The sequence below is a fragment of the Runella aurantiaca genome, assembly GCF_003339505.1.
Taxonomy (GTDB): Bacteria; Bacteroidota; Bacteroidia; order Cytophagales; family Spirosomataceae; genus Runella; species Runella aurantiaca.
The window spans coordinates 69,156-95,911 of sequence record NZ_QPIW01000027.1 but is presented as its reverse complement, the minus strand read 5'-3'; the positions used below and the strand labels follow the sequence as shown (position 1 = coordinate 95,911).

The following is a 26,756-nucleotide window of genomic DNA, read 5'->3' as shown; positions in this document are numbered from 1 at the left end:
AGTGGATAGCTAATTTGTTTGAATCTCTCTTTCGTACAGCGAAAAAAGAAAAGAGAAGGCTGGACAAAAACACGATTAGACCATCGCCCAAAGATATTTTAATGGCTTAGCCTGACGGCTATGGTGAAAACACCGCCACTTCAAAATCGCAACAAGAGATAAAAATTTATTTTGCCACTTCTTTCACGTCAGGAAGCAGATTTTTCTGTTTCAGAATACGTTCAAAAAGTCGAAGGTCATGTTCTGAATTAAAAACGGAGTGCGGAAAATGTAAAAACTGACCGCGTGCCATCATTAAAATATACGCGTCTTTGGTTCTATAGGCGCTCTTAATTTGCTCCCACTGCATAATTCCGCCTTCTTTTGGGTTGGTTTTTACCAAAATTTGGCGGCTATCAATCTCGTACAAGTACTTATCAAACAACTGCTTATATTGCTCTAACTGCGTAACGCCCGTGAATTGTACCCACCAAAAACCTACGTACAACAACGCACCTAGGATAATGACAATATAAGCCCAAATGTTTGGGTAAACGCCCGTAATTCCCAAGATAGCATTCACTAAAAGTAAGCCTAAAGGTACAAGCGTCCACATTTTTTGTTGCTCCCACAATTGGCCCATTGCAATGTTGACGTACTTCTTTTTATCCAACGCAAATTTTTTGGTCTTCACCGCCAACGGTGAAGTAGGCATTTGATAGACAGGCTGATGTTTGTTTACCGGAACTTTTGCCATCGATGTTTTTTTGTTAACTGATTATTAAATTGTGGTCGCCGTAGCAACGGTTCGCCGTTGTCACAGCTATTTGTCGTTTTTATTGCGAACTTTACTCCGTTGAAATGAATACCCTTCAAATTGATTTTATTTGAATCAACGCACAAAATTAGAAAATAAAATGAAACCCATTGTCTTTTTATTGTTTGCAACCATCACAACTATTCACGCCCAAACGGCCGCCGATTCGGTTGCCCTCTTTAATACAAAATGGGATATTCAGGAAATTGACCGAGGGATAAAATGGCGTAAAACGCATTTCAACGAAAAACAGCTTTTCAACGCCAACCAAAGCATTAATATTTTAGAAATACCGGTCAAAAGTCGAAAACATGGTTGGGCCATCGTCACCGCCGATTCTTTAGACAAAAAGAACAAAGCCAAAGGCCAATTACGCCCTACGAGTACCTTAGCCATGGAAAACCAAGCCCTGCTTGCCATCAACGGGGGCTTTTTTGACGTAAAAAATGGAGGTTCGGTTGATTTTATAAAGGTGAACGGAAAGGTAGTGGATACCACCCGTTTGGGCATTGGCAACAAAGCCGCTTTTCACGGGCAAGCCGCCATCGTAATCCACCGAAATAAATTACGTATCCTCAAAGGAACATCGAGCGTGGGCTGGGAATATACACTTCCGTACCAAAATGTGATGCTTTCGGGGCCTTTATTGCGGTTGAACGGCACCGATGAAGTACTCCCTAAGAATGCCTTTAACGACAATCGCCATCCCAGAAGCTGCGCCTGCATTACCGACAAAAAGAAAGTATTGCTGATTACGGTAGATGGGCGCTCGGCGGAGTCTTACGGAATGAATTTGGCAGAGCTTACTTTTTTGGCCCGTCAACTCGGCTGCCGCGACGCCCTCAACCTCGACGGCGGCGGCTCCACTACTTTATGGATTGAAGGCAAAGGCGTGGTAAACTATCCTAGCGACAACAAAAAGTTTGACCACGAAGGCGAACGAGCCGTTAGTAATGCGTTGGTAGTGAAGCGGAAGTAAGCACGTGGCTAGTTTTATAAGTAATAAACCAGCTGTTTATTACTTATAAAACTTAACGATACGTAAATATTATTTCACCCGATTAAAAACAAACAAGTCTACAAATACCCATTTGCCGCCTTCTTGTTTGCCGCGTTGGATGACAAGTTGGTTTTCGCTGCGTTTTTCGTAAATAATCCGCACCGAGCCGTCTTGTTTTTCAAAAAGCGCCTGACCCTTTTTGGCCTCTATAAAACTATAACGGTCCGAAATCTCTTTTTCCTCCAACGCAATCAGGCCTGGTTTGAAGTGTTTAACCAAGACAATGGGACCATTGGCGGTTTGTTCAAAAACCAACATTTCGTACATCGTAACTTTGTCTTCCTTCATCATCCGCATAAAACCCGTCAGATTGTCGCCCGCAGGAGCCGCCCAAAAGGCTTCAATCGGCCCGCCATTGAAGTTTCCTAGCCAATGCCCCTGCATAAAGGCCACGTCTTGTAAAGAGGCCGTTTTGGATTGCGAATAGCCAGAAAATTGAAAAAGAGTTACCAAAATAAAAATAAAAGATTTGGTACGGATGCGTGTCAAAGAGATCATTTAAGTAATGTGACTTTTAGTGGTTAAATTGCTTCTATAAGACGACCAACGCTAAAAATTACTTTTAACTTTACGGCAAACTACTGCCTTATGAATAAATCCTATTGTGCTTTCGTCCTACTTATAATGCTCTTTTCGGCCACCGTCCAAGCCCAGCAAGCCAAAGAAATCAGGCGTTTTCAATTGAAAGAAGTAAAACAGGGCGTAGCCGTGGATGCCGTTCATTTTTACGTTATCAACAACAGTTCCATTACCAAACATACCAAAACCGACGGGAAACAGGTAGCTTATTGGAAAGACACAACGGGGATATTCAAGCACCTCAACAGCGGTATCATTATCGGCAACAAACTCTACTGCGCCAACTCCAATTACCCCGACAAACCCATGGCCAGCTCCATTGAAATATTTGACGCGGCCACGCTTCGGCACATGGATACCCACAGTTTTGGGTTGTTTCCTGGCTCGGCCACGTGGATTGATTTTCATCAGGGGCATTGGTGGGTGGCGTTTGGCAACTATTCTGATAAAAACATGGACGGCGGTCGCGACAATCGGTGGACGACTTTGGTCAAATTCACGACGCAATGGCAGCAAGTGGAGTCGTGGGCATTTCCGCAAGAGGTGTTAACCTCATTTGCCCCCAAAAGTACGTCGGGCGGCGCGTGGGGGAAAGACGGGCTGTTGTATTGTACGGGCCACGACAAGCCCGAAATTTACGTCCTTCAACTGCCCAAACGCGGGCCTGCCCTGCGTTATCTGAAAACCATCCCTACCATCAGCGAAGGACAAGCATTTGCTTTTGACCATAGCGTTAAAAATGCCGTTATTTTCTATGGGATTACCCGAAATGACAATTATGTAGTGGTGTCGAAGGTTGAATAAACTGACTCAGTAGTAAATTCCATACAGTCGAAAGCCGTTTTTGGTGTTGATTTCAAGGGTGGGGAAAGGGAGCTTTATCATAAACATACTTTGGAATACCTGATTTAGGAATCGGTTCTTCGTTTTGATTTTTGTCCAATCAATGTCTAATGAAAACAAAAATTGACGGTAGCGTTGGGTAGGCGGAATCACTACATTGCCCCATTTCTTTATATTTTCAAATTCTCCGAACATACCATTGGCACCATAGCCCACCGCCACGTTGAGCCAATCGGGAATGCGTTCCGAACGGATAATGCGATTGAGGCCAATGCTGAACCAGTAAGTGTGGGCATTGTAATCCTGTAGAATCTGCCCAGCAAAGGTTGTTCCTAAGTAGCCGTTGGCTTGTTTGGAATAAGGAGAGCGTCGAAAACTGAATTTGTACTTCATGATTTGTTCGTCGAATAGCAATTCTTGCCCAATGACCATCCCGCTGCCTACGGCGTTGGCGGCCATATCGCTCCACGAAAAGCCCCAACCTTCGTAAAAACCATCCACAATCTCAATCGGCGACTGCAACAAAAAGCCCAGCGTGCCGCCATACAGCAACGCCTTTTTCTTAGAAGCTCCCGACCACCGTAGGGCTTTGTAACCCACGTAACTTTCCAAATACGCCCCGTAAGCATGACCGAATTTATCCACTTGCAGGTAGCCTTTACCATCGGCATAAAATTCAAATGGCACGCGTTTTTCGTCTTTATACCAAATAAAATTCAGGTAAGACATCGTGCCGGCATACAGCGCAGCCTCGGTAGCGACTACTGCCGCAAAGCGGCCTTTGTGAAAGGTGGGAGTGGGAGCAGGTTGAGAGGTAGTTAGAGAGTCTGTAGCCGTTTGGGCGAAGCCAATTAGACCGGTGAGCAGTGCCAATAGCAATGAGATCAATTTATTCAAAAGTGGTTTCATAAATTCGAACGAAACTTAAATCTATTGCTTTTTTACTTTACGTAATGCTTTTAATCATCATAGATTCATTTTGGTCGTCAGAAAATGATTACAATGTTTATCATGTGGACGATTGCTATTTAAGTGGCGTTAATTTACCATCAGGCAGGAACGAAAAGACAGGCCCTTCCCACGCTCCAAAATCAATTGTACCCGCCGTATCAGAAAATAGCGCCAACAATCCAACCTTGTGATACTTCTGCGTTTCAGAACTCGCAATTACCTCTGCTCCTGTATAGACGGCTAAATATTTACAAAACAATTTCCCATCATCCGCCGTCAGTTTAGAACCCTTATCTGTCTCTGCTATATTGCATGCAAATACCGTAATTTTTGCCACAAGTCCATTCAATACTGCTGTAACATTAAGGTTAGAATGCAGCAAATTTTGGGCTCCGATTTGTAATCCGCGCTCCTTTAAAACTCTTGATTGAGCACTTGCACCTCCATCAACCATCTCCGATTTTTCTTTGGTTCCTCCGTGGCACATGATAAAAAGATTGTCCAATCCACCCTGAGAACGTGCGTAGGTAGCTATCCATTGGAATATATGAGCAGTATCATTTTTTTCATTTACTTTAAAGATATTATCAGCTAAACCGGAGGGAGCGCTTCCACCGAGCCGCGTATCATGTAAAATCATGTTTTTAGCCATTGCTTTACTTAAATTAAGTTACTTTTTAAAAAATACCACGCCATACACCTGTCCTTTATCGCTGTACGTGGCTTGATGAAAAGTGGGAAAAGCACCCACCCAACCCATTTGACCGGCATACCTCGCCACTGACCGTACCCAGTCAGCTGTACCTGCTTCATTTTGGTTAATTTTTTCCAAATTGCTCTGCTTTACATCACGAAACGTCACGGAACCTGCCTTAAACAGCATCGTGCCGCACACCATCCCGCTTCCGTGGTTGGCATGATGAAAGGTAGGAATCCCCGCTGCATAACCGTGATTGGCCGCCCAGGTCATGGATTGACGGACACGCTCCTGAAAATTGTTGAGATCGACATTCCCCAATTCTGATTGTGGAATGTCTTTAAATTCAACGTATCTCTTTGGAATCAAGATTGTTCCATAGACGATCTGGCCGTTTTTTTCACCGTTTTCAAAAGTAGGAATACCTGCTCCAAAACCGTAGCGGTTTGCATAGGCCATACTTTCGCGCATTCGACCCTGTAAATCACTGACAGCCACGCCGTTGAGTTCGTTGGCGGGCACATCCCTCCAGACGGTTTCCTGGGCGATGGCTGAAAGACTGAGCAACGAAAGCATTGTAATAAAAAGAAAGGTTTTCATGATAAATGATTGAAAGTGATTAAATTAAAATTGTTCTAAAATCCCTACTTATTTTCAGCCTTTAACTCATGTAAACTGCTTATTCCCTGCACCTTATCCTTCCCGAACACTTCCGGATGCAGGTATTTTCCTTTTTCCTCACCCTGTTTTTCAACTTCTACCACTACCCGATTGGCCTCGGCGTAGGCGTCTTTGCGGATGCCGGTCACTTGCCAACTTACCTTGACGTTGGGTTTATCGGTTTTGATTTTGAAGCGATTATGATTGATTTCGTCGGCAACGATGGCCTGCGCAAACTGCCCGATACCAGTGAGCTGATAGCGAAAATCTTGGTTAAGGGCTTCAAAATAAGCGGGCATTTCGACGGTAGCATCACCGTTGGCATCGGTGGTGATGACCCCGTCGTAGATGTTTTTCATGTCGGGGCTTTCGACGAAACTGTGGTACAGGAATTTATTTTCTGGGTCTTGAGGGTGGTCAATTTTGAACGTGCCGCTGCCTTTGGTTAGGTTTCCGGTGACCGACACATTGCCAGCAAAATAACCTGCATAACGGATATTTGGCCCTAAATTGGCATCCGATGTAGCATAAATACCAAACTGATTAAGAGAACTGCCCGTGGCTACAAAATAGCCACCATAACTGTTCAAGCCATTGGCTGCTTGTGCATGGGACACAATATTAGAACGTGCATATATGCCATAAGAATTGTTCCATGTAGAGCCATCAACATCAAAATAACCACCATATCGATAAGAAGCTGCACCTGTTCCTTTTACATTGGCTTGTAATCCATAGATACTTGCACTATTTCCGGCTACGCCTGTGTAATCTAATTTAGCGCCAAAAGTACCGTTGTTTCCAGTGGTGGCAATATTGGTATACAGACCAATCACTTGAGAAGAATATGGTCCCGAAATATTGGCCTGAAAACCCGTGGCACCAACAGCCGCTACGGGGGCAGAAGTTAGATGGTCAACTTCCGACAATACGCCAACTTTATTACTGATACCTTGTCCAATCGCATAAAAATACCCGCCGTAAGAGTTTCCAGTGGCAGCTGCCCTATAATGGTTGGTCCCCGCATAAATACCATAACCATTGGAATTCTCACTTCCTTCCCGCCACGAAGTAAACATACCGCCAAAGGTAGAGGTATTGCTGCTGATATTGCTGGCATATCCCCTCACACCATATACGATACTGCCTGCACCTTGCCCATCAGCTATCCCCAATAAGCCATGTGCTTTGGTTTTAGAGGCTGAAAAACCCATCACACCAGTCGCCTCTCCTGTTTGTCCTCCATTCGAATACTGGTCTACAATTCCTGTTATGGCGGTGGTTTTGGTACCCGATGTTGGTGGTGCTACTGCCTTTAATCCCATACGCTCGGAGGCTATCGGGTAGTAAGGGCCCCACAAGGATTGAGCCGGCCCAACGCCTTCCACTAAAACCTTGGCCTGCGTTGGCGCAGTCGTTCGGGGATCGAGGGTAATGCTCTGAGCAAATACAAAGCTTCCTCCCTGCAAAAGAGGTACTAAAAGAATGAATGACAATAATTCCTTTTTCATGTTATTTATTCAAGTATTTTAGGTGGAAAAACTCGCGGCTTTCTTGGCTTTACGCATCTCAGACGCTCGGCGGCGACTTATCTCAAACTTGTGCCCGGTGTTCAATTGGGCGTAGCGTGAATATCCTTTGAGATGCATCGTATCCAGATAAGTTGTATTCACGGCGTGCGTTTTACTAAGCCGCAGAAACAAAGTTTCGGGCAAAAGTGTAAGCAGGAAAGCGATATTTCTGGACAGCAATAACCGTTGCCCGTTGGTAAAAACAACGCTGGTATAATTGCTGTCGCCTTCGAGGTAGAGGATGGTTTCTACCTCAATGGGCGTTCGGAGCGGTAGTTGATGGTACATAGATTATTGTTATTTCAAAAAGTTACTTTCCAATATTAAATGGAAACTCATGTAGGGTATTCATTTGTTATTCAACAGAAACTGCAACAGCAAGTCACTGACAATCAAAGCATTTCAAAACGAATATCTCGGCATTAATTCTTGCAGAGCTCCGTATATTCGGCCACGTGTTTAGCAAAATCTCGCCAGACGCGGTCTTTTTTACTCGCATATTTTCGAGAAAATGCGGGACAATTGGCAAATATGTTCGGGAACTCTTCTTCATAATCAGCCTTTTTCAACTTAAAAGCGGGTTGGTTGCCTACTTTTACAAAATACGACTTGTCGAGTCCGCCCGCCACCGTCATACTACCCACACCGAGGCTCGCAGACTGGCCCGCATACGCGTCGTGATAGACCTTTATTTTTTGACAAAAGGACGGGTTCACCACCTGCAAGAGTAATGTGAGAGTTTCTTTTTTGAGAACAACCACAGACTTCTCGAAATAGGCGTAACCTTTATTGATGGTTTCCATATTTACGTCAGCGTTTTGTAGTTTTCTAACGTTGGTCATCGTGGTTATGCGATTATCTAATTTGGTCATTGCGGTGGCCGGCAAATACATGATCTTAATGTCGTCGGGAAATAGCTGCGCCTTTTTACCGCTTTTTGACCTCATAGCAATTGCCTCAATCAAGCCTTTTTTACGATCTATGTCGTCTATTTCTCCTTCCATAACTGTCCCGTCGCCCAAATGAACGTAAGCGGGTTTACTGTGCGAAAACGAATCGAAACCCGGAATAAACTCCTGCCCAAAAGCGTTCGTAATGCAGGTAACGGCACAAAAAAGGCAGGTGAGTGTTTGTTTTTTCATATGAAATGTTGGTACCCTCGGTTTGAATTTGATTTATAATTAAACCCCACAGGGAAAGAACAGAAACTGTTGATGAATGGCTTAACAGATTCGTCTGATTTGCAGCCGTCTAGCCCTACCACAATCACCATCAAAAAAACAGGTACGAGAAACGAATAAATTTTTCATGATTTTAGAAGTTTAATAGCTTTGCCTCCGGCCTTTAAAATTTAAAAAAAGTTGGATAGGTGGCCGGAGGCTCGCGCTTAATATTAAGGCTTACAAATTATAACAGGGAATACTGCTGACATTAGCGGCTCTGGTTCCATTCTGATACACAGTTTCATTGTTTTTGTTAAAATATGCACCGCAAGTAGGACCTGTCTTAATAGATCCGCTCTGAAAATCAACGGTTTGCTGGTTATCGGCCTTATTGGGGTCACAGCTCGACTTGGGTAATCCGAGCCAACCTGCATCCCAGTTTGTCCTCCCCCACATTGTATATGTTTTTCCCCAAACAGCTTGAGCGCCGGTTTGACCATTGGAAATAATAGTACCAGTAACTGTTGAACCCGTTTTTGCAAAATTGTTAAATCTACTTCCTGCCGTTTGAGCATTAGATTCACTATTTACGGGTACTCCCAAGGGCCCGTCCCAGCGATTGACGGCTTTGTATTTTTTGTAGATTTCGCCATACACCCAGTTTCCTCCAACATTGATTCCCTCCGAGTTGTCGGCGGTCATAATTACGTCATTGTAGCCGCAGCCTGTACCGCAGGATTTGGGGTCGGACACTACAAAAGCAAATTTATCTTGCCCTGCATTATCATAACCGGCCATTTCGGCAGTATCCATGGAAAAGGTACCATAATCAGGATAGTAGTAAATGGCAGTTTTTCTGCCTCCAAAGGCATAATACTGCACGTAGCCTTTGCCGGCCTGGGTTTTGACAGCACCGGTGCCGTTGAAAGGTGCGTGGCCGTCTTTGTCCCAACCTATTGATTTGAATTTGGCTTCGATGGCGGTTTGGGCATCAGCGGCAGGGTCGACCGCTGTGGTTTCTTCGGTTTTGCATCCCTCCAACAGGACTACTAATGCAAACAACAAAATGGATATTTTTTTCATTGGATTATGCGTAATACCGTCGCCACGGGTGGTTTAAATGTGAAAATTCAACTATCAAAACGCATAGCCCAACGATAACTTGACGACAGGCAACAAGCCTACTTTCAGCGCTTTGTCGGGGTCAGAAAAAGTATCGGTACTGGTCACGAAACCATACGCGGGCCCAGCAGCCACATCAAACACGAAATGCCCTGACAGTATTTGGTAACCTACCAATGCCCTGAGATTGAGCAACACCACGGTTGTTTTTCCGATAAGCTGATTGTCTTTAACAGGCACAAAATTTCCCATGGCTCCCGCCGATACATAGAGTCCTTTGGGCGAGTAACTTTTACCCAAATACTGCCGATAATCCATGCCAAGGCGATACCCCCCTTTCAAAAGTCCATAGGCATAATAGCCGCCAGTGAGGATGGCCGACGATTTGGGGGCGACTCTTTTCTCTAATTCTACATCAATACCGCCTACCACTAAACGCATGAAATTTAGTTTAACGACCGTCCCTACTTGTGGGGGCTGATCGACGGGTGCCATTACCACCGTGCGGCTGCTTTGGTACTTATCATATTCCGATTGCGATGGAATGGGATTCGCGGGAGGCTGTTGGGCAGGAACTGTTTTCAGGCTCTCGTATGTCGTTTGTGCGGCCGGCTTGGCGGTCGTTGCAGGAGCTTTCTGGGTAGTGGCAGGAATACCCTTTTTTTGTTGAGCAAGGACCATTGTGCTTAGCAGGAGTAAAGCAGATAGTAACAGTTTCATTATTAAAGGGGAAAAAGGATGATTACTTTATTTAACCCTGACTGATTCATATCATCAATGCAGGAGAGTCTACCGGCAATTGATTCGTAAATATCAATTGCCAGTTACCCTAAGTCGTAAACTTGCCTGCGTCGGGAAACACTTTTTACAAAAAACAAAGTGATTAACCCATTTCCCTCGGCAGTAAAGTGGATTTGGAAGATCCAATGCACAAGTGCTTACTGCACCGCCCCACTGATGCCCGCGTGATACACCGTACCATCTTTGGCCACTACGCAGGGCGAAGAATGATCAATGGTACGGCCGGTATCGTATTCCCATTTTTTAGCACCCGTAGCGGCATCATAGGCATATAGTTTCTTGCCGATGGCTTGGTAAACCAGCCCCGTTGCAACGACCGGCCCGGAAAGAATCAAATTGCCGACCTCGGGTTTAGCTTCCCATTTTTTGGTACCCAAAGCGGCATCCACCGCATAAAGCGTGCCCCCAGCACCGATATAGACAATGCCGCCAGCCACCATGGGTGACGAATAATCGGGGCCGCCATCGGGGGTTCTAAATTCCCATTTCTTTACCCCAGTAGCAGCGTCTACCGCGTAGAGTTTATCATTATTGGAATTGGCGACTGCACTCGCACCCACATAAACAACACCGTTGGCAACGGTAGGAGATGAATTGGTGACCCAGCCGCTGGCAAACGTCCATTTGATGGCCCCGGTTTGGGCGTCTATGGCCATAAATCCGTTGAATTCCGACCCAGCGAAGAGTATACCATTTGCTACTGCGGGCGAAGACTCCGAAATACCGATGCCGGGCTGATGCCATTTCAGAGCACCTGTGGTGGCATTTAAGGCGTGTAAACCGGACTTTCCACCGGAACTGCCCCGAATGGTGGCATAAACTACGCCATCAACCACCGTTGGCGAAGCCTGCCAGCTATATACGTCGTCATTCATATATTCCCATTTTTTAGCCCCGGTCGCGGCATCAAGGGCGTATAAATGATGTTCTCCTCCATAATAAAGCATTCCATTGACCACCATCGGAGCGGCGAAGGGCTGCAACAGGACTACCGCCGTTGGATTCGATTCCCATTTTTTTGCGCCTGTTTCGGCATCAAGGGCATAGAGCTTTTTATCCCAACTCGCAAAAAACACCACACCATTGACCACCGTTGGGGTGGAGTTAACGCTCGCTCCGGTCTTAAATTCCCATTTTTTAGCCCCCGTTAGGGCATCTATGGCGTAAAAATTGCCGTCGAGATTGCCAATGTACACCGTGCCGTTATTGATGGGTTTATCGACGGTGACCGTCGCTTTAAAAATCTGCGTAGAAGCATCTTCGGCCGTCACGGTGTAGCTTACTTCTTTGGAGAAATCCTGCGCTGCACCTGTAGCCGGCGATAAAGTGGCTTTGTCAGAAACAGTAATCGTCGGTACCAATTTGGTAATATCGGTTCCCGCCGGTACGGTCGCTTTTATGGTCTTGGCCGCGGCATCTATAACCGCATCTACAGCAGGGCTGAGGGCCGAGAAGCTGAATTGGGTGATGTCTTTGGCCGAGCTTTTGGTGACTGGCGTAGGCGTCGGTTCGGGTTCATTCTTACATGACCAGATTATAATAAGCCCAAGGATGAATAAAAGGGGCATGAGTAAACGGACAGGTGTTTTCATTTGCTTTTGGGCGATTTTTTAATGGATAATAAAAGTGTGTTTATCAGATACAATAGGTGAGCGTACATCGCAGGAGTAGTGTACAAAACGACTCAAAACCTTTGATTCTTAATTATACCCACCGATTTGTGCCGTAAAAACGGTTCCATTATCTGCCTTAAACCCTTCATTGATTTGGATACTTTTGGCTTGGTAGGTATGATTGATGAGCCAAACCTACACACTTCCCTATTCCGTTTCCATTTCCTACGTGTGAGTGGTGTATTTTAAAGGGTGAGCAACCGGAAATACCGGGTAATTGACTAAACGGTCTGTGGTAACGGATTTATTTTCTTGAGTCGGAGTTTTACCACCACCTGTTCAATACCGCCATTCACCCAATATTCTATGCAGTTGACGGGGATTGCTTTCCTAAGCTTCGTTTTTTTTCATAGCATTGATGAAATAATATCGCTCATTCATTTTCCTATCTGTTGAAAGCCCAGGGATTTTTTCTCGTACATCTGTGTCTCACGCTATTGTTTTGGAGCAACAGTGCTCTTAGGAGTTGGGGAAAGTCACCGCTGAACGTATTGCACTCATCAATCAACTTTATCACACAACCACCCAAGTACAGATCTTTGACCCCAAAAACAACCATAAAGAAGCCCTGAAACGAAAGTAGTGGTGGCAATACTCATTTATACCGAACTCTGTTAACTTTGTTTCCTTTGAGGTATAGGCATCTTAACCCTTAAACTCCAATGTTTTACCGCTTATTTGTATGTTTTTACTTCTTTTTCTTTAATGGGCTGCGTACAACCGCCCAAAAGATAGAAGTAATACGCATACCGGAGAGTAAGGTCAAATCAGGGCCTCATCTGCGGTTTGACCCAGTCACAATCAATGTGGAATCCTTCAAAAAAGCCAATGCTAAGAAAGTTATATTACATGATAAACAGGGGTATCTGTGGCTGAAAAGCGAGCCAAACATAAATGAACCCTTGATACGGTATGACGGAAATTATAGCAAGGCTTTTAAAAACTCAAACTGGGTGCTATTTGAGTCAAAAAAGGGGAATATAGTTGGCACAAACGACGATGGTTTTGCTGTTTTTGATGCAGGAAACGAAGTTTTTCGTCAGTATAAAAACCCATTTGTTAAGTACAAAGACCCAAAATTAGAACACAGATTTTTGTACTGGCAAATGATGGGTAATGACAATGACCTTTGGTTTGTGCAGCAGCATGACGAAAACAGTCATAATTTACCCTTGCCCTTATTTAGGTTTGATTACATTAATTTACGTTTTATCAGATTTTTACCAAAAAATGTTAAAAACGCATATAGTGACCAAAACGGACCAGAAGAATTCAAGCAATTTTTACCCCTCATTACAACCCCCAATGGATGGGTATGGGGCATGGCACTTACGACCCAGCACCCACATTCATTAGCTTATTTTGACCCTGCCACTCGCCAATGTGTGAGTTTCCCAATTACTATCTCTACCCCCGAAATGAAGATTGACTCCAGACAAGATGCCTTCAATTTTCTACATAATATTGTTTTCGATGGCCGCTATTTATGGCTCGGCCACGATTGGTTTCAGATAGGGCTGTTGCGTTTTGATACCCAAACGCATCAATGGAAGCGATTTTTATTTTCAAAAGTGGTTCAAAATAGAATTAGTAGCATAGCAATCAAAAATAAAGACGAGCTGTGGTTCAAGAATGGCGACCACCTTACAGTTTTCGATAAAAATACTTTTAAGTCGTACCTATATACAAGCGAGCTGGGCAATCCTTTTGCACTGATGAACTATGGTGGTGAGTTTTATTCTAATTCAAAAAATACAATTTGGTTTGGCATGGACAGCAATGCCGCCAATGAAAATACCCTTGGTTTTTTAGACCTCTCAAAACAATATTTTCGACGAAATACCTTGCTTCCTGAAAAGGCTACCGGATTCAGAACTTTGCTCAAAAAAGAGAACAAACACATTTACCTCTACCACAATGACAACTATATGGTAGTAGCTGAACATGACGAAACCACCAAATCGAATAAAGAACTATGGCGATATGTCAATAAAAAAGGGGAGTATATAGACATTGTAGGTGCATTAGACGATAGAGTTAACCAAAAACTTTGGCTATTTGGCTCAACCGATACAGGTGGCTTGTTTGAGTTAGACAAAAAAAAGGGAATTGTTGTGCCTATCAAAGCCGAAATAAAAGGATTGGGCGCGGAAAGAAATCGAACGGAGCAGATAATGGGCATTGGAGCTTACTGTCAAGACCAATTGGGTAACGTTTGGTTTGCAGACGTTGGGCGACTCATTAAGTTCAATCATCTTACCAAAGCGTTTGAAGGTTTTAGGATATATGAAGGTTTAAAAAAAGCTATAAATGAAACCGAAGAAATATCCTCCATAATGACCGACAGCCAAGGGATAATTTGGATTGGTTATCGCTCAGGCTTTTTGGTTTTGTTTGACCCAAATACGCAAAAAGCAACACTTCAAAAAGTATTTCTGAGCCACCCAGATGGCTATTTAAGAAAAATAGTAGAAGACAAAGCTCGTAAGGTAGTTTGGTTATCCAAAAGCGATATGGGCCTTTGGAAATACGACCAGCAAAAACGTGCCTATTCCAAAGTTTCAGCAATAGAATCGCTGTACAACATGCACCTCACCAAAAAGGGAATCATGTGGGTACGTTCTTCAACCAACTTGATAAGATACAACCCCGACAATGGTGACATACAAAAATTTGGTGCAGAATACGATCTCTCTAATTTTGATTGGACTTCGTTTGGCAAAACAAGCGATGACGGGTTTTACTTTGGGAAATTTCGTTTCCGAGATGAAGATATTAAACCTGATACCATCAAACCCAATGTGGTTTTCAGCTATGTCAACGTATTTGACCAAGCCTTAACACTGCCCAAAAGTCTTAACTATATTGATGCACTTGAACTTAGCCATGACCAAAACTTTTTTAGCGTGGGTTTTTCGGCTTTGTCTTATTTTCAGCAGAATAAAAATCAATATGCCTATCAATTGGTAGGGTTTAATAAAGATTGGGTCAACGTGGGCAATAAACCATTGGCTACCTTTACCAACGTACCGCCCGATGAATATGTATTACAAATCAAAGGGAGCAATTATGATGGCACATGGAGTGATGTGCGCAGTTTAAGAATCATTATACATCCCGCTTTTTGGCAAACTTGGTGGTTTAAAACGCTGCTTGGTTTACTTACGTTAGGGGTTGTTTATTCCGTTTATCGTTATCAATTAAACCAAAAAACGCTCAAAAATCGCCTGAAAGCCGAAGAAGCCCTGCGCAAACAAAGGGAAGCTGAATTAAGTAATCGCATTGCCCATACCGAAATGGCCGCCCTGCGCGCCCAAATGAACCCGCACTTTATCTTCAACTGCCTCAATTCCATACAGTTGTACACCACCCAAAATAGCACCGAAAAAGCGACCGAATACCTTACCAAGTTTTCACGGTTGATTCGGTTAGTACTTGAAAACTCCCGTTCCGAAAAAGTCACGCTCGAAAACGAGCTCGAAACCCTGCGACTATACCTTGAAATGGAAGTAATGCGTTTTCGCGGTAAAGTCAACTACCATATTACCATCACTCAAAGCATTGATCAAAGTTATATCCAAATACCGCCTTTGCTGCTGCAACCTTTTGTGGAAAACGCCATCTGGCACGGCCTGATGCACAAAGATGAGGGAGGAACGGTGCGTATTGAAATCACCCAACCCAACACTGATGTGTTGCAGGTGGAAATTACCGACGATGGTATAGGTCGCCAAAAAGCCGGCAAATTCAAAAGTAAATCGGTTACTCAAAATAAATCTTACGGCATGAAAGTCACCGCTGAACGCATTGAACTCATTAATCAGCTCTACAATACCACCACTCAAGTACAGATCGTTGACCTGAAAAATAACACCGACGAAGCCATCGGCACCAAAGTAACAGTAAAGATACCTATCTAATTATGAGAGCCATTATCATTGACGACGAACCCGACGCGGTAGAACTTCTAACCATCCGTCTGAGCCAAAAATGCCCGCAAATTGAAGTCGTCGCTGCTTGTACCAGTAGCATTAAAGGGGTTGCGGCCATTATTGAACACCAGCCCGATGTGGTTTTTCTGGACATTGAAATGCCCCAAATGAACGGTTTTCAGGTGTTGGAAGCCGTAGAAGGCATTCCGTTTGCCTTGGTTTTTGTGACGGCCTACGACAAGTTTGCACTGAAGGCTTTCAGGTACAGTGCTTTGGATTATTTGCTCAAACCCATCGACAGCAACGAATTGATGCAGGCCATCCATAAAATTGAAAAGCAAAAACAAACCTCCAAAGAGCAAGTCAGTCATCTGAGAAGCCAATTCTCCAATACCGCCAAAACTTTTCCCGACAAAATAGCCCTGCCCTACCAAAACGGCGTAGCGTTTGTAAATCTGTCTGAGATTCTTTATTGCGAATCAGACGACAACTATACCAAGTTTTACATCTCGGAAGGGCAGTTTTATCTGGTGACCAAATCACTGAAAGAAATACAGGAATTGCTGGAAGAACGGGGATTTTTGCGAGTCCATCGTCAGTTTTTAATCAATCTCAACCACATCAAAAAATTTGTCAAAGGAGAAGGCGCTTATGTGATTATGACCAATGGGGTTTCTATTCCAGTTTCGCGTTTAAACAAAGACCGACTGGCCGAGTATTTTGGCTGGCTTTAATATTAAATCTCCGTTGCTTTCAGGGTTTTACCTTTTGATAATTCTCAAATAATGGCAACCATATACGTACAATGGTGCCAGTATCTGGCACAGTCAGGTCTTCTATTTCGGTTTTGATTTGCGGGCCATAATGGGCTTGATGAGCCGCAATTCGCTCAAACGTCACGTTAATCCCCATGGATTTATGAGGCTCTCGGTATTGGTTGTTGAGCTCTGAAGATGCTTTTCTACCAATGCCATTGTCTTCAATTTGGCAAAACAAATATTCCTTATCATTCCTTGAAGCAATTTGCAACTGTACCAATAACAAACCCTGACGACCTTCTAAATGCCGTAAGCCGTGCAAAATAGCGTTTTCGGCAAAAGGCTGAAGCATTAATGGCGGGATTTGGAAAGAAGCATCCAATAAATCTTCATCCACTTCGATACGAGACACAAAGGTGTGTGAAAAACGGGCCTCTTCAAGTTCAATGTATAACCGCAAAGTGGCAAGCTCTTTTTCAATACTGATAGTCGAATTTTCGGAATTTTCCAGAATTTGTCGAATCAGTTTAGAGAATTTCTGCAAACAATCCGACGCTTCGTTCCATTGCTTTCGTGCAATATAGGAATCAATGGTACTCAGGCTATTGAAGATAAAATGCGGGTTCATCTGCGCCCGTAGAGCTTTGATTTCGAGTTCGTGTTTAAGCGATTGAAAATGAAGCTGAATTCGCGTGTTGTATAAAAAAAAGAAATAAAAAACAATCCCCATAATAGCCATTGTAATAAGAAAAATCAGCGGCGCAAACCACCACTGTTCCCAAAATACAGGCTCAATGTAAAATTGAAGTGTTGCTGTATGGCCATTTGTCAAATTTTTAATTTTTAATTCGTAATCCCCACCCAGCAGATTTGCGTAGTTGATTACGTTAACCTTCCCTAGTGAAAGCGTATTGACAATCGATGCCTGAACTTTCAACTCACATTCATAATAGGCATTTGCGGAGTCTGCTAAATCTACAAATTCAATACTCACCTGACTTGGCTGAAAATGAAGTCGGATGGGTTGCTGAGTATCCTTAACGTAGTTGATGCCAATGGCCTGTGCAATAAACTTCCGGAATATTATTGAGCGCTGCCCATAGCTGCAGACATTGACCATGAACAACACGCACAACGACAGACAAAAGAGTCTCATTTAGTGGCTTTTTTGAACGATACCGTGTAAAGGAAAAGCGCAATAAGTCTAAAAAAATATTTAAGGTTAGCCATTTCAAAATAAACCCTGTAAGTAGCATCAGTATGCAGTAACTTTTCTTTGAATAAACTAAAAACAAACTCAACAGCAAAAGCAACCATCAAACCAATACAAATATAGACATTGGGCTGTCGAAGGTACGAAGTTTGGGCACTGAAAGAGTATTTTAGATACAAAAATGCCAAACTTAGTACCATAAAATTGATTACAGAACTCGACAACCCGTTGACATTGTAGAATCCACTGAGCCAAAAACCATCCAGCAATAACAATAACACACCTAACAAACCCGCATAAGGAATCCATTTTGCCAGTACGTGTTCTCTAAACAAAATTTTAAAATAATAAATCGGCAAAATAGCGACATTAAGAGAATCAAAATAATTCATAAAATGATTATGGATTCCACTGTAAGCCAGACCAATAGAAACATTGGTCAGCAGAAAAGCCAGCAATAGAAAACGCCAAAACACCCATAGGGCTTTGGAGAGGAAATGCTTCCTCCAAAGCCCTACCAAAATCGGAATAATAACCAATTGAGAACACCCTACGGCAAAATAGAAACTAAAAGTTGCTAAATCCATACAATTAAATTAGGTGTTATCACTCCAATTGGCTAATGGTTGGTTGAGATAAGCATAAAAATTATTATCGCTCTTCTGGTTTCTTACAATTGGTGACATAAGGGGGGCAGTCTACATCGGTGGGTTTAATATCCGCAGAAGTTGTCCAATAAGCTTCATTATTTCGGTTAATTTTTGTCCCAGTAGCATTCGTGATGGTTTCAATACGGGAGAGAACCAACACCGTGGCATTGTCTAAAATAGCTAATTTGGGAATATTATTAATGTTGTTATGCGAACCATCATGTTGAAATCCGAAGCAAATTTGGAGCGCAATGCAATCATCTCCATCTAATATTTCCAACAACTCTCTTTTAGAAATCGCAATCCCAAAATGCTGAGTTTTTCCATCTGGACGAAGCCCATCTTCATCCACTTCATGAAATTTTCGAAACAACAACTTCATATCATTGCTGATATTAGGACCAGTTTCATATAAGGTATAGTTCTCTGTCAATTCTGTAAGCATCTTTTCGTCTGAGAATTGCGTTGATAAAGAAACAGTAGCCTTGCGCATAAATGTAATTATTTAAGGTGAAGCCCAAAAATTGAACCTATTTCCAGTGAATCATAGGAAAAGTTATCAAGCGGTCATTTTTGTCATAGGTGTAAATGTAAAAACGCTGTAGTTTTACAAAAATCTTACAGAATTCATGAAAAAAATCTTTTTATTATTCATTTGTCTGTTATTGGCGAATTTTTTAACTGCCCAAAATGGGAAGAAGAAAATCCCACAAAAGGTAAAAACCAAAAAGAGTGAACAAATTCAAAATATTATCATTGAATTAAAAAAAAATACAGGCTCAAGTCAGGATAATTTATTGAATCAACTGAAAAATGACTTTGGAATTGAGTTGATTCCAGTTTTTGAGGAAAGCGATTTAAAAGCGTTATCAAACCGAGTACCTTTATGCAGGGAAGCGGTGGATAGTTTGACACGATTTTTTAGGGTAAATCGATGCACATTTGATTCAAATACCTTAGCAATATTGACATCTAAATTTAAAGACTATTTTGCGAGGGTAGATGTATATAACGCAGGAAATGTTAATAATGCGTCGGGAACATGTAATGCTAATAATTCTCGCTATATAAATGATAATTATGTCATTGGCATGCGTTTGAGTCATATGGCAAAGGGAGATTCTGCGTACTTCTCCTTGATTGAAAGCGGAAGTTATCCTTCTCTAAATAGCTGCATCAGTTCAAAATTGTCACAAGCTGAAATCCATAGACCTTTAAGGTCGAGATCCTCAAGAGAAAAACACGCCGACAAAACATTGGGAGTTTTTTGGGCAAACCAATCTTTAGCAGGATGTTGTGGAACACGTTTTGGAATCGTTCCTGATAGCAAGTTAAGAACGTTTTATTCCATCAACGATAATCTATGCCATATTTCCCCTTCCGACTCTAATATATCCGTCTCCCGTGCTCTTATGCAAACTTTACTGGTATCTAACCCAGGAGATATTGTGCTTCTTGAATATGATATATACGGCCAAGTAGCGGAAAGTGTTCCTGAAATTCAGGAGTTAATACATATTGCAACCCACTGTCTTGGTGTTACGGTCATAGAACCTGCGGGCAACGGCAATAAGCATATAAGCGTCACGGAAGATTCGGGAGCTATTGTAGTGGGGGCCGCCTATAAAGCTCCCAGTGGGTATACAATCTTCCCAAATACAAATTATGGAAAACGAATAGATGTCTACAGCCTTACAAATTTCAAAAGCATAGTTCCCGAACAAGATATGTGTGGACGATACTCCTGTACCTCAGCAGCCTCGGCCGTGATTGCCGCCATGGCAGTTAGTTTACAAAGTCAATATTTCAAAAAAAACAGGAAATATTTAACCCCATACCAAATGAGGGATTTGTTTAGAAAAGTAACCAGAAATATAGTGTCTAATCCAAGTTCAAGAGGACCACTTAGCACCCCAAAATATCTGGCGGATGGCATTTTACTAAGCAACGAGGTTAATGCATTCATTCCCTGAAAACCACTGTTTAAAGATTATCGGCTTGATCGTTTTGTTAAATTCACATGATGATGAAGCAAAATTTCTATCTTCTCTCTTTCAAAACTTCGCCTGCAAGGTCACATAAAAACTGCGGCCGTCGGAGGGCAAAATGCCCGGCCCAGGATAGCCAGTGGCACGGCGGGTAAAGTAGGCTGTATCGGCGAGGTTATTGATGGTGGTTTCTATGCGGAATTGACGGAAAGCATACGAGAAGCTCACATCCATGATTGAATACGCTGGGATAAGCCCCACTACCGCCGAAACTCCACCCTCTACGGCATTGGTGGCTTCCGTAAATTGGTCTGACAGATAGGTATACTGAAAAGACGCTTTCAACTGTTTGTAGCCTACGCGCAAACCACTTTTGAGATTGATTTTTGGAACAAATTCTACTTGTTTTCCCACAACAGCCGTAATTTCGCTGGCCTTATAAGAAGATTTAATGACCGCCATATTGGCAAATAACACACCGCTGATATTCGTATTTTGGGGCCGCATCATCCGCAAAAAATCCGCTTCGGCATAGGATTCTAGCCCGTAAATAACCGCCTGACCGATGTTTCCGCGACGACGCAACACGCGTTGACTTTCATCATAAAATTGCACTTCACCGATGCGGTTGTTGTAATTCAAATAAAATGCACTGACGTCAAAATTGTACAGCGTTGTTTGTACACTCCTAATACCTGCATCCAGCGAATAGCCTTTTTCATCCTGCAAATTAGGGTCAATCACCGACGATGGATTGGTGATTCGCATATCGCTAAACGTTATTGAACGATAGTTTTGCGAAATGTTAGCATACACATCCAACTGACTGACAGGCTTATAGCTCACCCCTACTCCCCCTAACAAGAATTGACGACCATTGGTACGGGTTTCGTTGGTGCGGGTTGATGTGATGATATTTCCTGCCAAATCGCGTTGAATCGTGCCGTAAAAACCCGCCGCCGTGGTATAGATGTACTCATAGCGAAGCCCCGGTGTGACGGACAATTGGTCATTGAGGTAAAAGATGTTTTCCACAAAACCCGAAACATTTTGGTTCGGAAACTCATAATCGGAAGCAATGGTTTGCGGATCGTCGGTGAAGGTAAAATTAGCATCTTTTCCTTTGCTTCCTAAGCCCTGAATGCTGTGATTGAAACCGTGGTAGTAGCGACTGCCGACCAACAAAACACCTTGTTTTTTGCCCAAGAAATAACGCTTTAAAAAGCGAGCTTCGAGGCCCCAATTCATAAAATCTCCCTTGATTAAATCGCGCTCGCTGTTGTCATCAACACTGGCCACGCGGTTGGGACGAAAGCCCAGCGAATAACGGGCGGCTGAAAGCCCAAAAGCCCGCAGATTAAACTCATTTTTGGGGTTGAATTTATGGTCAAAATGAAGCGCAAAAAGATTCCAATTGACTTTAAACCAGTTGCGTTCGCGGTTGCTTTGGCGGGGATTTTGGCGAAACATCTGGTCAGTAAGCCCGCCCGGCTGCTGCGCCAGATAGTTCATGTGCGTGATGTCGACACCGAGGGTGGATTTTTCCGACAATTTATAATCAACATCCGCAAACAGCGTGTTGTTGTTAAAGTGCGAATTGGGCCGCCAGCCGTTGCCTTGCTTATACTGAAAAAATGTGTAATAACTTACTTTTCCCACCGTTCCGCTCGCGCTTGTAAAGGCATTATAAAATCCAAAAGAACCGAGACTTTGCCGCGCTACAACTTCCAATTTGCGGTCTGCTACGGGCTTTTTCATGACAAAATTCAGCAGCCCGCCAAACTGCGTCCCGTACTGGAGCGACGCCGCACCGCGCACAATCTGGATGCGTCCAACGGCTTCGATGGGAGGTGTGTAATAACTTTCAGGGTAGCCTAGCGCGTCGGCGCTGATGTCGTAGCCGTTTTGACGAACGTTAAAATTTGAACTGCGGTTGGGGTCCAATCCACGGCCACCAATACTAAGTTGTAGGCCAGCCCCTTCGTTTTCCCATATATTTAGTCCCGCTACCCGAGCGTAAATTTGACGGGCGTTATTGGTCGATAGATTGGCGACAAGTTGCTCAGGAATAATCACTTCCGACTTTTTCCCTTCGTAAATCCCCATACTTTCGACGCTCCTCATTCGTGTAAAGCCAAAATCAGCCTGCTTTTCGCTCACAATCACCTCATTGAGCGTTTCACTACGCCCCGCCAATAAAACCGTTACAAAATGGTTTTGATTGGCAATGATAAGGGAGATTTTGGCGGTTTTAAAATCAGCACATTCCGTCTGTAATTCGTAGGTGCCAGCTGGTAGGTTGTTGAAGGTAAAAAGCCCGTTTTGGTCGGTTGAAGTCGTCCGCTTTCCGTTCAAAAGATACACCGAACAGCCTTTGATGGTGGCACTATCTTGCCGCGCCAAAATTCGACCAGAAAGTTGAAACTGCGCCACGGCCGTCGTCGAAATAAGTAGGCACATTGCTGCGCTAAAAACCCGTAATGTTGTCATCAAATGAGGTAATCCACGTTTTATGTTTAAAAGAATCCTGCTCTTTAGCCAAATCAACGGTGGGATCTACCAAGGGTTTCCCCAAGCGGCCGTTGAGCGCCACGTACGAATCCACGTATACTTGCGGATTGCGAAAGCCTTTTTTGGTGTATTCATCCCGCAAAATGTGCGCGTATTGCAGCAGCATATCTGGCTGGGTAGACATCATTTTTTCCTGTAAAGGGGTCAAAAACAAGCTATTATTCACCACCGCCCGATTCCCTACCTCGTCCTGTACCGTAAATTGCGCATACCCCGCTTTTTCCATCAGCATCACCCGCCACGAAAAACGATAACCTTCTTCAGTCCAAAAAAGCTCCCCTGGGTATAGCAAATAACGAAACGGCATTAACAATTGAATGATAAAGAAAATCGAAAATCCCGCGAGGAGAAAAGGCTTTAGCATGGGTGGATACCCGTAGGTTTTTGCGGGCCTGAGAAAAGTAGTCGACACCGAAAACCAACGTCCGAGCTGCTCAATGATTTTCTGGTGAAATTCGGCCGAGAAAAAAATCAACGCCGTCACCACCATAATGTAAGGAAACATACCGATAGGAAATAAAATGGCCGTTAACGCGTGAAAAACAACCACAGCAGCGTAAGCGAAAAGGCGGGTTTTGCGGTTCCAAAGCAAAAACGGTATGCTCAAATCATACAGGCACCCAAACCAGCTAAATACGTAAGGAATCCAATCGTAATTGAACAAAAATCCAAGAATAGGTAGGTCATTTTTGGCGGGCAACCAGATTCGCAAGGGCAGCGCCTGCAATAGCCAATCGCTGTTGAGCTTCGCCAAGCCCGCAAAAAAGTACAACATTCCCACAAAAAGCTTCAGCGAATCTACACACCAAAGCGGGATGGAATCGGCCAAAAGCGTCTGCCGACGATACGCATCTACCGAGATATAGGCATGGGCAGGCAGAAAAATCAACAACAGGCAAACGACACTCGTAAAATAATAGTGATTAAGATACGTGCTTTTGTCAATCAGTTCGATGTAGGTAAAACTCAAAAATAGGCCGATGGCGGCCCAACGATAAAACAACCCAATGGCCACTAAAAGAGCAGAAATGCCGCAGATTGCAAACAAAACGTAGGTATATTCTCCTAGGGGACGCACAAATTCAAACCCATAAAAAGGAAAAAAATGGCTCGGTCGGACGTACAAGGTCTCAATCCAGCCATTTCTCCAAAAGCGTACAATGCCCCCGAAAAGCATCAGACCGAATGCAATTCTAAATCCCGCCAAGGGCGCTGCCGATGTTGTTTTGTTAAAATAACCCTTCACGCTTTAGTCACCGTCGTTGTCGGTATAGGTAATCACGATGCTCATCGCGGCCGTCATGTCTACTTTCAACATACGAACGGCTTTTTGCATTTCGGTATATACCTGCACCATAGCGGTATTATTGGTTTTTACTTCTTCGTATAAATTCGGTTTTAAGGAAGTTATTTTTTGGTTAGCCGTCTCAAACTGTTTATTGATGATTTCGGCCAACGACATCCCCGTGCTACTGTCTTTGGCACCGAGGGCGTTGAGGTAGGTTTTCAGGCTTGGCCCTTCCTGACCAGTCGTAACGCTCTTTCCGTTGAAGAAATCTATAAATGCCTGATGGGCCGCCTGAGCCAATTGTTTGGAGATGTCTTTTTTGTAAAAAGCCTCTACTTTTTCGGGAGCTACCACGCCGTTGAGCATAGCTCCCGAAGGAATCCCAAATTTTCCAGAACGGATAAAACGCTCATAATGAAGCACGTAGCCATTTACTAATTCACCCATTGGCGAGCCAATGTCGAGGCCAGTTTTGGTGGTAAATTCGGTTTTATAACTGCTGTTCCAGTCCGTGATTACTTTGGTCAGCAAAGAGGTCATGTGGTCTGTAATGCGTTTGATGTACGCCAAACGTTTGGGTCCTTCTGTTGCAGCGGTATAATAGGCCACCACCTGAGCGTCGGTAGCGCCAACGCCGTTGAGTAAATAATCCAGCGCTGGAAAACCCTGTTTGTCGTACGACGATGCCACTTCCAAGTTAGTTGAAGGGTCAGCGATGTATTCATTGATTCCTGCCACGCTAACTGGATAAATATTGTAATAATTGCGAATAGCGGTTCGGTTGGCGGGTCCCACGTCAAACAATTCTACTTTTTGCCATTCAACATAGGCCTCCGTCCACGCCAGACGAAATTCGGTCAAGGTAGCCACGTCGGGTTTGGCCGAAAAGGCCTGCGATTTTGTCACCATTGCATCCAATTTGATTTTAAAATTGGCGTAGGAAGGCAGAATGATATTATCGGCCAAATTCGTCAATACCGATTGTCGGTCTTTTGCATCATTGTCGCCTTCGGGCTCGGTGGTGGCATTATTTTTACCACACGCCCAAAGCAGACCTCCGAGAAGACAAACAATACTACATTTAATGGCTACCTGTTTGAAAGTTATCATTGCACAATTTGGAATTTAAAATGACATCGGAGGGCCGACAACAATGACTTGTTCTCAACCCTCCTCACATAAAAACAGTGTGTCTAAAAAAATGTTTACAACTTAAATTTCGCCTTAATGGCGTCTGAGGCCGCCGACAATTTGGAGGGGGTCAAGTCCCAAAAACCATTTGGTGCATCATAAATCAACGCTTTCAGGATGTTATCCGAGAAAGTCGCATCGGCGCTATTGATGGTAGCAAACCGCAGCGAGTAGATAAACCCGAGTCCCTCGCCAATGGCGTGAGCACGGGCGGCATCGGTTTGAGCTGCTACGTATTTTGGTCCTAAATACCCCATTGCCGACGCCGCAATTGCTTTTTCCATGGCTGCTTTTATTAGGTCAGCCTGCTTTTTCAACTCGGCTTTGTCGTTGTTCACAATCGCCGCCCGGCCTTTGAGAAAAGCAGGATAAATTTGCGCATACGCACTTTTGTTGTATTCCCAGATGTACGACCCAAGGGCAAATTCGGTGGTGCCTCTTTTATCGTCCGTAGAACCGTTCAGGTAAATGGGGTTCAAGGTCAATAAACCGTAAGCTTCGTCCCAATTTTGTTCCAATTGCGTATAATTCTTGCCCGTTACCAACGTAGAATTATCGGCGTCAAGCCCTTTGGTCAACAACACATTTCCGATATAATCGTACTGTAAAGCACCAATAAGCGACTTTTGAATGATTTGAATCGGCTCAATTCCTTTTTCATCCACTAGATATGTCCCGAGTTTACCTGCTTTGCCTTTGGCTGCTACCGTCGTCACCGACTTGCTTGCTTCGGCCACGGCCGTAAAATTGGATTCGATAAATGCTCTTACTTTTTCTGCTTCAGTCGCCGCCCACGACGAGGCCGTAATGCTACGTAGCTGGACGCCAGAAGTGTTCAATTTAGTACTATCAGCAAAGGCATTTCCCGTATTTGCGTACAAGTTTTTCAGTACCGTAGCATCAATTTGTCGGTTGCCACTGATGGCCGAACTAATGTAAGTATTGAGCGCCTGAAACATCTTATAACGGTTATTTCCGTTGCTAAGGTCAACGGTCGTTGCTCCGCTGTTGTCTACAAAAAGGCTACTGTATGACGTGGTTGGAGTAAGCGCGGCATAATCAATTGAAGTACGGAGTTGCGGAGTGGTGGTATCCTCAGTTTTGCACGAAGTCAACACCGCAACCAAAAGGCTGATAGGGATAAAACGTAACAAATTTTTGCGCATTGTTTTTGAGCTGAATGGTGAATAATGCTGCAAACTTCTGCATTATTTAGACTAAGTACAAATAAACAGAAAGAAAAATTTTA

At 43.6% G+C, this 26,756-nt stretch carries 24 protein-coding genes; 5 read left to right on the top strand and 19 right to left on the bottom strand.

Annotated elements, in window-relative coordinates; all coding sequences use genetic code 11:
- Positions 1–166: 166 nt before the first annotated feature.
- Positions 167–736, bottom strand: a complete 570-nt coding sequence (locus DVG78_RS24095; RefSeq protein ID WP_199563288.1) for a YcxB family protein — start codon at positions 734–736, stop codon at positions 167–169.
- A 160-nt stretch (positions 737–896) separates the two neighbouring features.
- Between DVG78_RS24095 and DVG78_RS24090 the strand changes: the two genes are divergently transcribed.
- Entirely contained in the window at positions 897–1,775 is an 879-nt protein-coding gene (locus DVG78_RS24090) for a phosphodiester glycosidase family protein (protein WP_114463586.1), read from the top strand.
- Positions 1,776–1,844: 69 nt separating this feature from the next.
- On the opposite strand, the gene DVG78_RS24085 is transcribed toward DVG78_RS24090, so the two are convergent.
- Complete coding sequence (locus tag DVG78_RS24085; RefSeq protein ID WP_114463585.1) at positions 1,845–2,354, bottom strand: DUF6265 family protein; 510 nt, start codon at positions 2,352–2,354, stop codon at positions 1,845–1,847.
- Positions 2,355–2,444: 90 nt separating this feature from the next.
- Between DVG78_RS24085 and DVG78_RS24080 the strand changes: the two genes are divergently transcribed.
- Positions 2,445–3,239, top strand: a complete 795-nt coding sequence (locus DVG78_RS24080) for a hypothetical protein (RefSeq protein ID WP_114463584.1) — start codon at positions 2,445–2,447, stop codon at positions 3,237–3,239.
- A gap of 6 nt (positions 3,240–3,245) precedes the next feature.
- On the opposite strand, the gene DVG78_RS24075 is transcribed toward DVG78_RS24080, so the two are convergent.
- From DVG78_RS24075 to DVG78_RS30675, 10 genes are all read right to left on the bottom strand, one after another.
- Positions 3,246–4,175: a DUF2279 domain-containing protein gene (locus DVG78_RS24075; protein ID WP_158550084.1), complete on the bottom strand. Its 930-nt coding sequence runs from the start codon at positions 4,173–4,175 to the stop codon at positions 3,246–3,248.
- Between the two features lie 127 nt (positions 4,176–4,302).
- Complete coding sequence (locus DVG78_RS24070; RefSeq protein ID WP_114463582.1) at positions 4,303–4,881, bottom strand: hypothetical protein; 579 nt, start codon at positions 4,879–4,881, stop codon at positions 4,303–4,305.
- A gap of 18 nt (positions 4,882–4,899) precedes the next feature.
- Positions 4,900–5,526 carry a hypothetical protein gene (locus tag DVG78_RS24065; RefSeq protein WP_114463581.1) on the bottom strand — a complete coding sequence of 209 codons (627 nt, stop codon included), beginning with the start codon at positions 5,524–5,526 and terminating at the stop codon, positions 4,900–4,902.
- A gap of 44 nt (positions 5,527–5,570) precedes the next feature.
- Positions 5,571–7,097 carry an autotransporter outer membrane beta-barrel domain-containing protein gene (locus DVG78_RS24060; RefSeq protein ID WP_114463580.1) on the bottom strand — a complete coding sequence of 509 codons (1,527 nt, stop codon included), beginning with the start codon at positions 7,095–7,097 and terminating at the stop codon, positions 5,571–5,573.
- Between the two features lie 18 nt (positions 7,098–7,115).
- A complete protein-coding gene (locus tag DVG78_RS24055) occupies positions 7,116–7,445 on the bottom strand; it encodes a LytTR family DNA-binding domain-containing protein (protein WP_114463579.1) in 330 nt (109 codons plus the stop codon).
- Between the two features lie 134 nt (positions 7,446–7,579).
- The gene (locus tag DVG78_RS24050; RefSeq protein WP_114463578.1) at positions 7,580–8,299 is read right to left on the bottom strand and encodes a hypothetical protein; all 720 of its coding nucleotides are present in this window, start codon (positions 8,297–8,299) and stop codon (positions 7,580–7,582) included.
- 258 nt (positions 8,300–8,557) lie between these two features.
- Positions 8,558–9,403, bottom strand: a complete 846-nt coding sequence (locus DVG78_RS24045; RefSeq protein ID WP_114463577.1) for an LGFP repeat-containing protein — start codon at positions 9,401–9,403, stop codon at positions 8,558–8,560.
- A gap of 54 nt (positions 9,404–9,457) precedes the next feature.
- Positions 9,458–10,162 (bottom strand): hypothetical protein, encoded by a 705-nt coding sequence (locus DVG78_RS24040; protein WP_147277166.1) that lies wholly within the window; start codon positions 10,160–10,162, stop codon positions 9,458–9,460.
- Between the two features lie 218 nt (positions 10,163–10,380).
- Complete coding sequence (locus DVG78_RS24035; protein WP_114463575.1) at positions 10,381–11,835, bottom strand: PQQ-binding-like beta-propeller repeat protein; 1,455 nt, start codon at positions 11,833–11,835, stop codon at positions 10,381–10,383.
- Positions 11,836–11,943: 108 nt separating this feature from the next.
- Positions 11,944–12,042, bottom strand: a complete 99-nt coding sequence (locus DVG78_RS30675) for a 3-coathanger stack domain-containing protein (RefSeq protein ID WP_374755729.1) — start codon at positions 12,040–12,042, stop codon at positions 11,944–11,946.
- 536 nt (positions 12,043–12,578) lie between these two features.
- On the opposite strand from DVG78_RS30675, the gene DVG78_RS24030 reads away from it, so the two are divergent.
- On the top strand, positions 12,579–15,836 hold the full coding sequence (locus DVG78_RS24030; protein WP_114463574.1) for a sensor histidine kinase: 3,258 nt from the start codon (positions 12,579–12,581) through the stop codon (positions 15,834–15,836).
- Positions 15,837–15,838: 2 nt separating this feature from the next.
- Positions 15,839–16,582: a LytR/AlgR family response regulator transcription factor gene (locus DVG78_RS24025; protein WP_114463573.1), complete on the top strand. Its 744-nt coding sequence runs from the start codon at positions 15,839–15,841 to the stop codon at positions 16,580–16,582.
- A gap of 19 nt (positions 16,583–16,601) precedes the next feature.
- On the opposite strand, the gene DVG78_RS24020 is transcribed toward DVG78_RS24025, so the two are convergent.
- The 3 genes from DVG78_RS24020 to DVG78_RS24010 all read right to left on the bottom strand — a co-directional run bounded on the left by DVG78_RS24020 (position 16,602) and on the right by DVG78_RS24010 (position 18,962).
- Positions 16,602–17,762, bottom strand: a complete 1,161-nt coding sequence (locus DVG78_RS24020) for a sensor histidine kinase (protein ID WP_114463572.1) — start codon at positions 17,760–17,762, stop codon at positions 16,602–16,604.
- Positions 17,759–18,406, bottom strand: coding sequence for a hypothetical protein (locus tag DVG78_RS24015; RefSeq protein ID WP_114463571.1), 648 nt, complete (start codon positions 18,404–18,406; stop codon positions 17,759–17,761). The genes DVG78_RS24020 and DVG78_RS24015 overlap by 4 nt, the downstream gene beginning before the upstream one ends.
- Before the next feature lie 64 nt (positions 18,407–18,470).
- The gene (locus DVG78_RS24010) at positions 18,471–18,962 is read right to left on the bottom strand and encodes a hypothetical protein (protein ID WP_114463570.1); all 492 of its coding nucleotides are present in this window, start codon (positions 18,960–18,962) and stop codon (positions 18,471–18,473) included.
- A gap of 136 nt (positions 18,963–19,098) precedes the next feature.
- Here DVG78_RS24010 and DVG78_RS24005 point away from each other — a divergent pair, with 136 nt between their 5' ends.
- Positions 19,099–20,442 carry a S8/S53 family peptidase gene (locus tag DVG78_RS24005; RefSeq protein WP_114463569.1) on the top strand — a complete coding sequence of 448 codons (1,344 nt, stop codon included), beginning with the start codon at positions 19,099–19,101 and terminating at the stop codon, positions 20,440–20,442.
- Between the two features lie 81 nt (positions 20,443–20,523).
- On the opposite strand, the gene DVG78_RS24000 is transcribed toward DVG78_RS24005, so the two are convergent.
- The 4 genes from DVG78_RS24000 to DVG78_RS23985 all read right to left on the bottom strand — a co-directional run bounded on the left by DVG78_RS24000 (position 20,524) and on the right by DVG78_RS23985 (position 26,673).
- The gene (locus DVG78_RS24000) at positions 20,524–22,947 is read right to left on the bottom strand and encodes a TonB-dependent receptor domain-containing protein (protein WP_114463568.1); all 2,424 of its coding nucleotides are present in this window, start codon (positions 22,945–22,947) and stop codon (positions 20,524–20,526) included.
- Positions 22,925–24,274 carry an HTTM domain-containing protein gene (locus tag DVG78_RS23995; RefSeq protein ID WP_114463567.1) on the bottom strand — a complete coding sequence of 450 codons (1,350 nt, stop codon included), beginning with the start codon at positions 24,272–24,274 and terminating at the stop codon, positions 22,925–22,927. The genes DVG78_RS24000 and DVG78_RS23995 overlap by 23 nt, the downstream gene beginning before the upstream one ends.
- Before the next feature lie 3 nt (positions 24,275–24,277).
- A complete protein-coding gene (locus DVG78_RS23990; protein ID WP_114463566.1) occupies positions 24,278–25,426 on the bottom strand; it encodes an imelysin family protein in 1,149 nt (382 codons plus the stop codon).
- Positions 25,427–25,521: 95 nt separating this feature from the next.
- Entirely contained in the window at positions 25,522–26,673 is a 1,152-nt protein-coding gene (locus DVG78_RS23985) for a DUF4856 domain-containing protein (RefSeq protein WP_114463565.1), read from the bottom strand.
- Positions 26,674–26,756: the final 83 nt, after the last annotated feature.

Excerpts from the sequence above, each read along its gene's own strand:
- DVG78_RS24055 (WP_114463579.1), bottom strand. The coding sequence starts at position 7,445 with ATGTACCATCAACTACCGCTCCGAACGCCCATTGAGGTAGAAACCATC.
- DVG78_RS24040 (WP_147277166.1), bottom strand. The coding sequence starts at position 10,162 with ATGAAACTGTTACTATCTGCTTTACTCCTGCTAAGCACAATGGTCCTT.
- DVG78_RS24025 (WP_114463573.1), top strand. The coding sequence starts at position 15,839 with ATGAGAGCCATTATCATTGACGACGAACCCGACGCGGTAGAACTTCTA.
- DVG78_RS24035 (WP_114463575.1), bottom strand. The coding sequence starts at position 11,835 with ATGAAAACACCTGTCCGTTTACTCATGCCCCTTTTATTCATCCTTGGG.
- DVG78_RS24085 (WP_114463585.1), bottom strand. The coding sequence starts at position 2,354 with ATGATCTCTTTGACACGCATCCGTACCAAATCTTTTATTTTTATTTTG.
- DVG78_RS24060 (WP_114463580.1), bottom strand. The coding sequence starts at position 7,097 with ATGAAAAAGGAATTATTGTCATTCATTCTTTTAGTACCTCTTTTGCAG.
- DVG78_RS24045 (WP_114463577.1), bottom strand. The coding sequence starts at position 9,403 with ATGAAAAAAATATCCATTTTGTTGTTTGCATTAGTAGTCCTGTTGGAG.
- DVG78_RS24020 (WP_114463572.1), bottom strand. The coding sequence starts at position 17,762 with ATGAGACTCTTTTGTCTGTCGTTGTGCGTGTTGTTCATGGTCAATGTC.
- DVG78_RS24065 (WP_114463581.1), bottom strand. The coding sequence starts at position 5,526 with ATGAAAACCTTTCTTTTTATTACAATGCTTTCGTTGCTCAGTCTTTCA.
- DVG78_RS24050 (WP_114463578.1), bottom strand. The coding sequence starts at position 8,299 with ATGAAAAAACAAACACTCACCTGCCTTTTTTGTGCCGTTACCTGCATT.
- DVG78_RS24010 (WP_114463570.1), bottom strand. The coding sequence starts at position 18,962 with ATGCGCAAGGCTACTGTTTCTTTATCAACGCAATTCTCAGACGAAAAG.
- DVG78_RS24000 (WP_114463568.1), bottom strand. The coding sequence starts at position 22,947 with ATGACAACATTACGGGTTTTTAGCGCAGCAATGTGCCTACTTATTTCG.
- DVG78_RS24080 (WP_114463584.1), top strand. The coding sequence starts at position 2,445 with ATGAATAAATCCTATTGTGCTTTCGTCCTACTTATAATGCTCTTTTCG.
- DVG78_RS24015 (WP_114463571.1), bottom strand. The coding sequence starts at position 18,406 with ATGGATTTAGCAACTTTTAGTTTCTATTTTGCCGTAGGGTGTTCTCAA.
- DVG78_RS23985 (WP_114463565.1), bottom strand. The coding sequence starts at position 26,673 with ATGCGCAAAAATTTGTTACGTTTTATCCCTATCAGCCTTTTGGTTGCG.
- DVG78_RS24095 (WP_199563288.1), bottom strand. The coding sequence starts at position 736 with ATGGCAAAAGTTCCGGTAAACAAACATCAGCCTGTCTATCAAATGCCT.
- DVG78_RS24005 (WP_114463569.1), top strand. The coding sequence starts at position 19,099 with ATGAAAAAAATCTTTTTATTATTCATTTGTCTGTTATTGGCGAATTTT.
- DVG78_RS23990 (WP_114463566.1), bottom strand. The coding sequence starts at position 25,426 with ATGATAACTTTCAAACAGGTAGCCATTAAATGTAGTATTGTTTGTCTT.
- DVG78_RS24070 (WP_114463582.1), bottom strand. The coding sequence starts at position 4,881 with ATGGCTAAAAACATGATTTTACATGATACGCGGCTCGGTGGAAGCGCT.
- DVG78_RS24030 (WP_114463574.1), top strand. The coding sequence starts at position 12,579 with ATGTTTTACCGCTTATTTGTATGTTTTTACTTCTTTTTCTTTAATGGG.
- DVG78_RS24090 (WP_114463586.1), top strand. The coding sequence starts at position 897 with ATGAAACCCATTGTCTTTTTATTGTTTGCAACCATCACAACTATTCAC.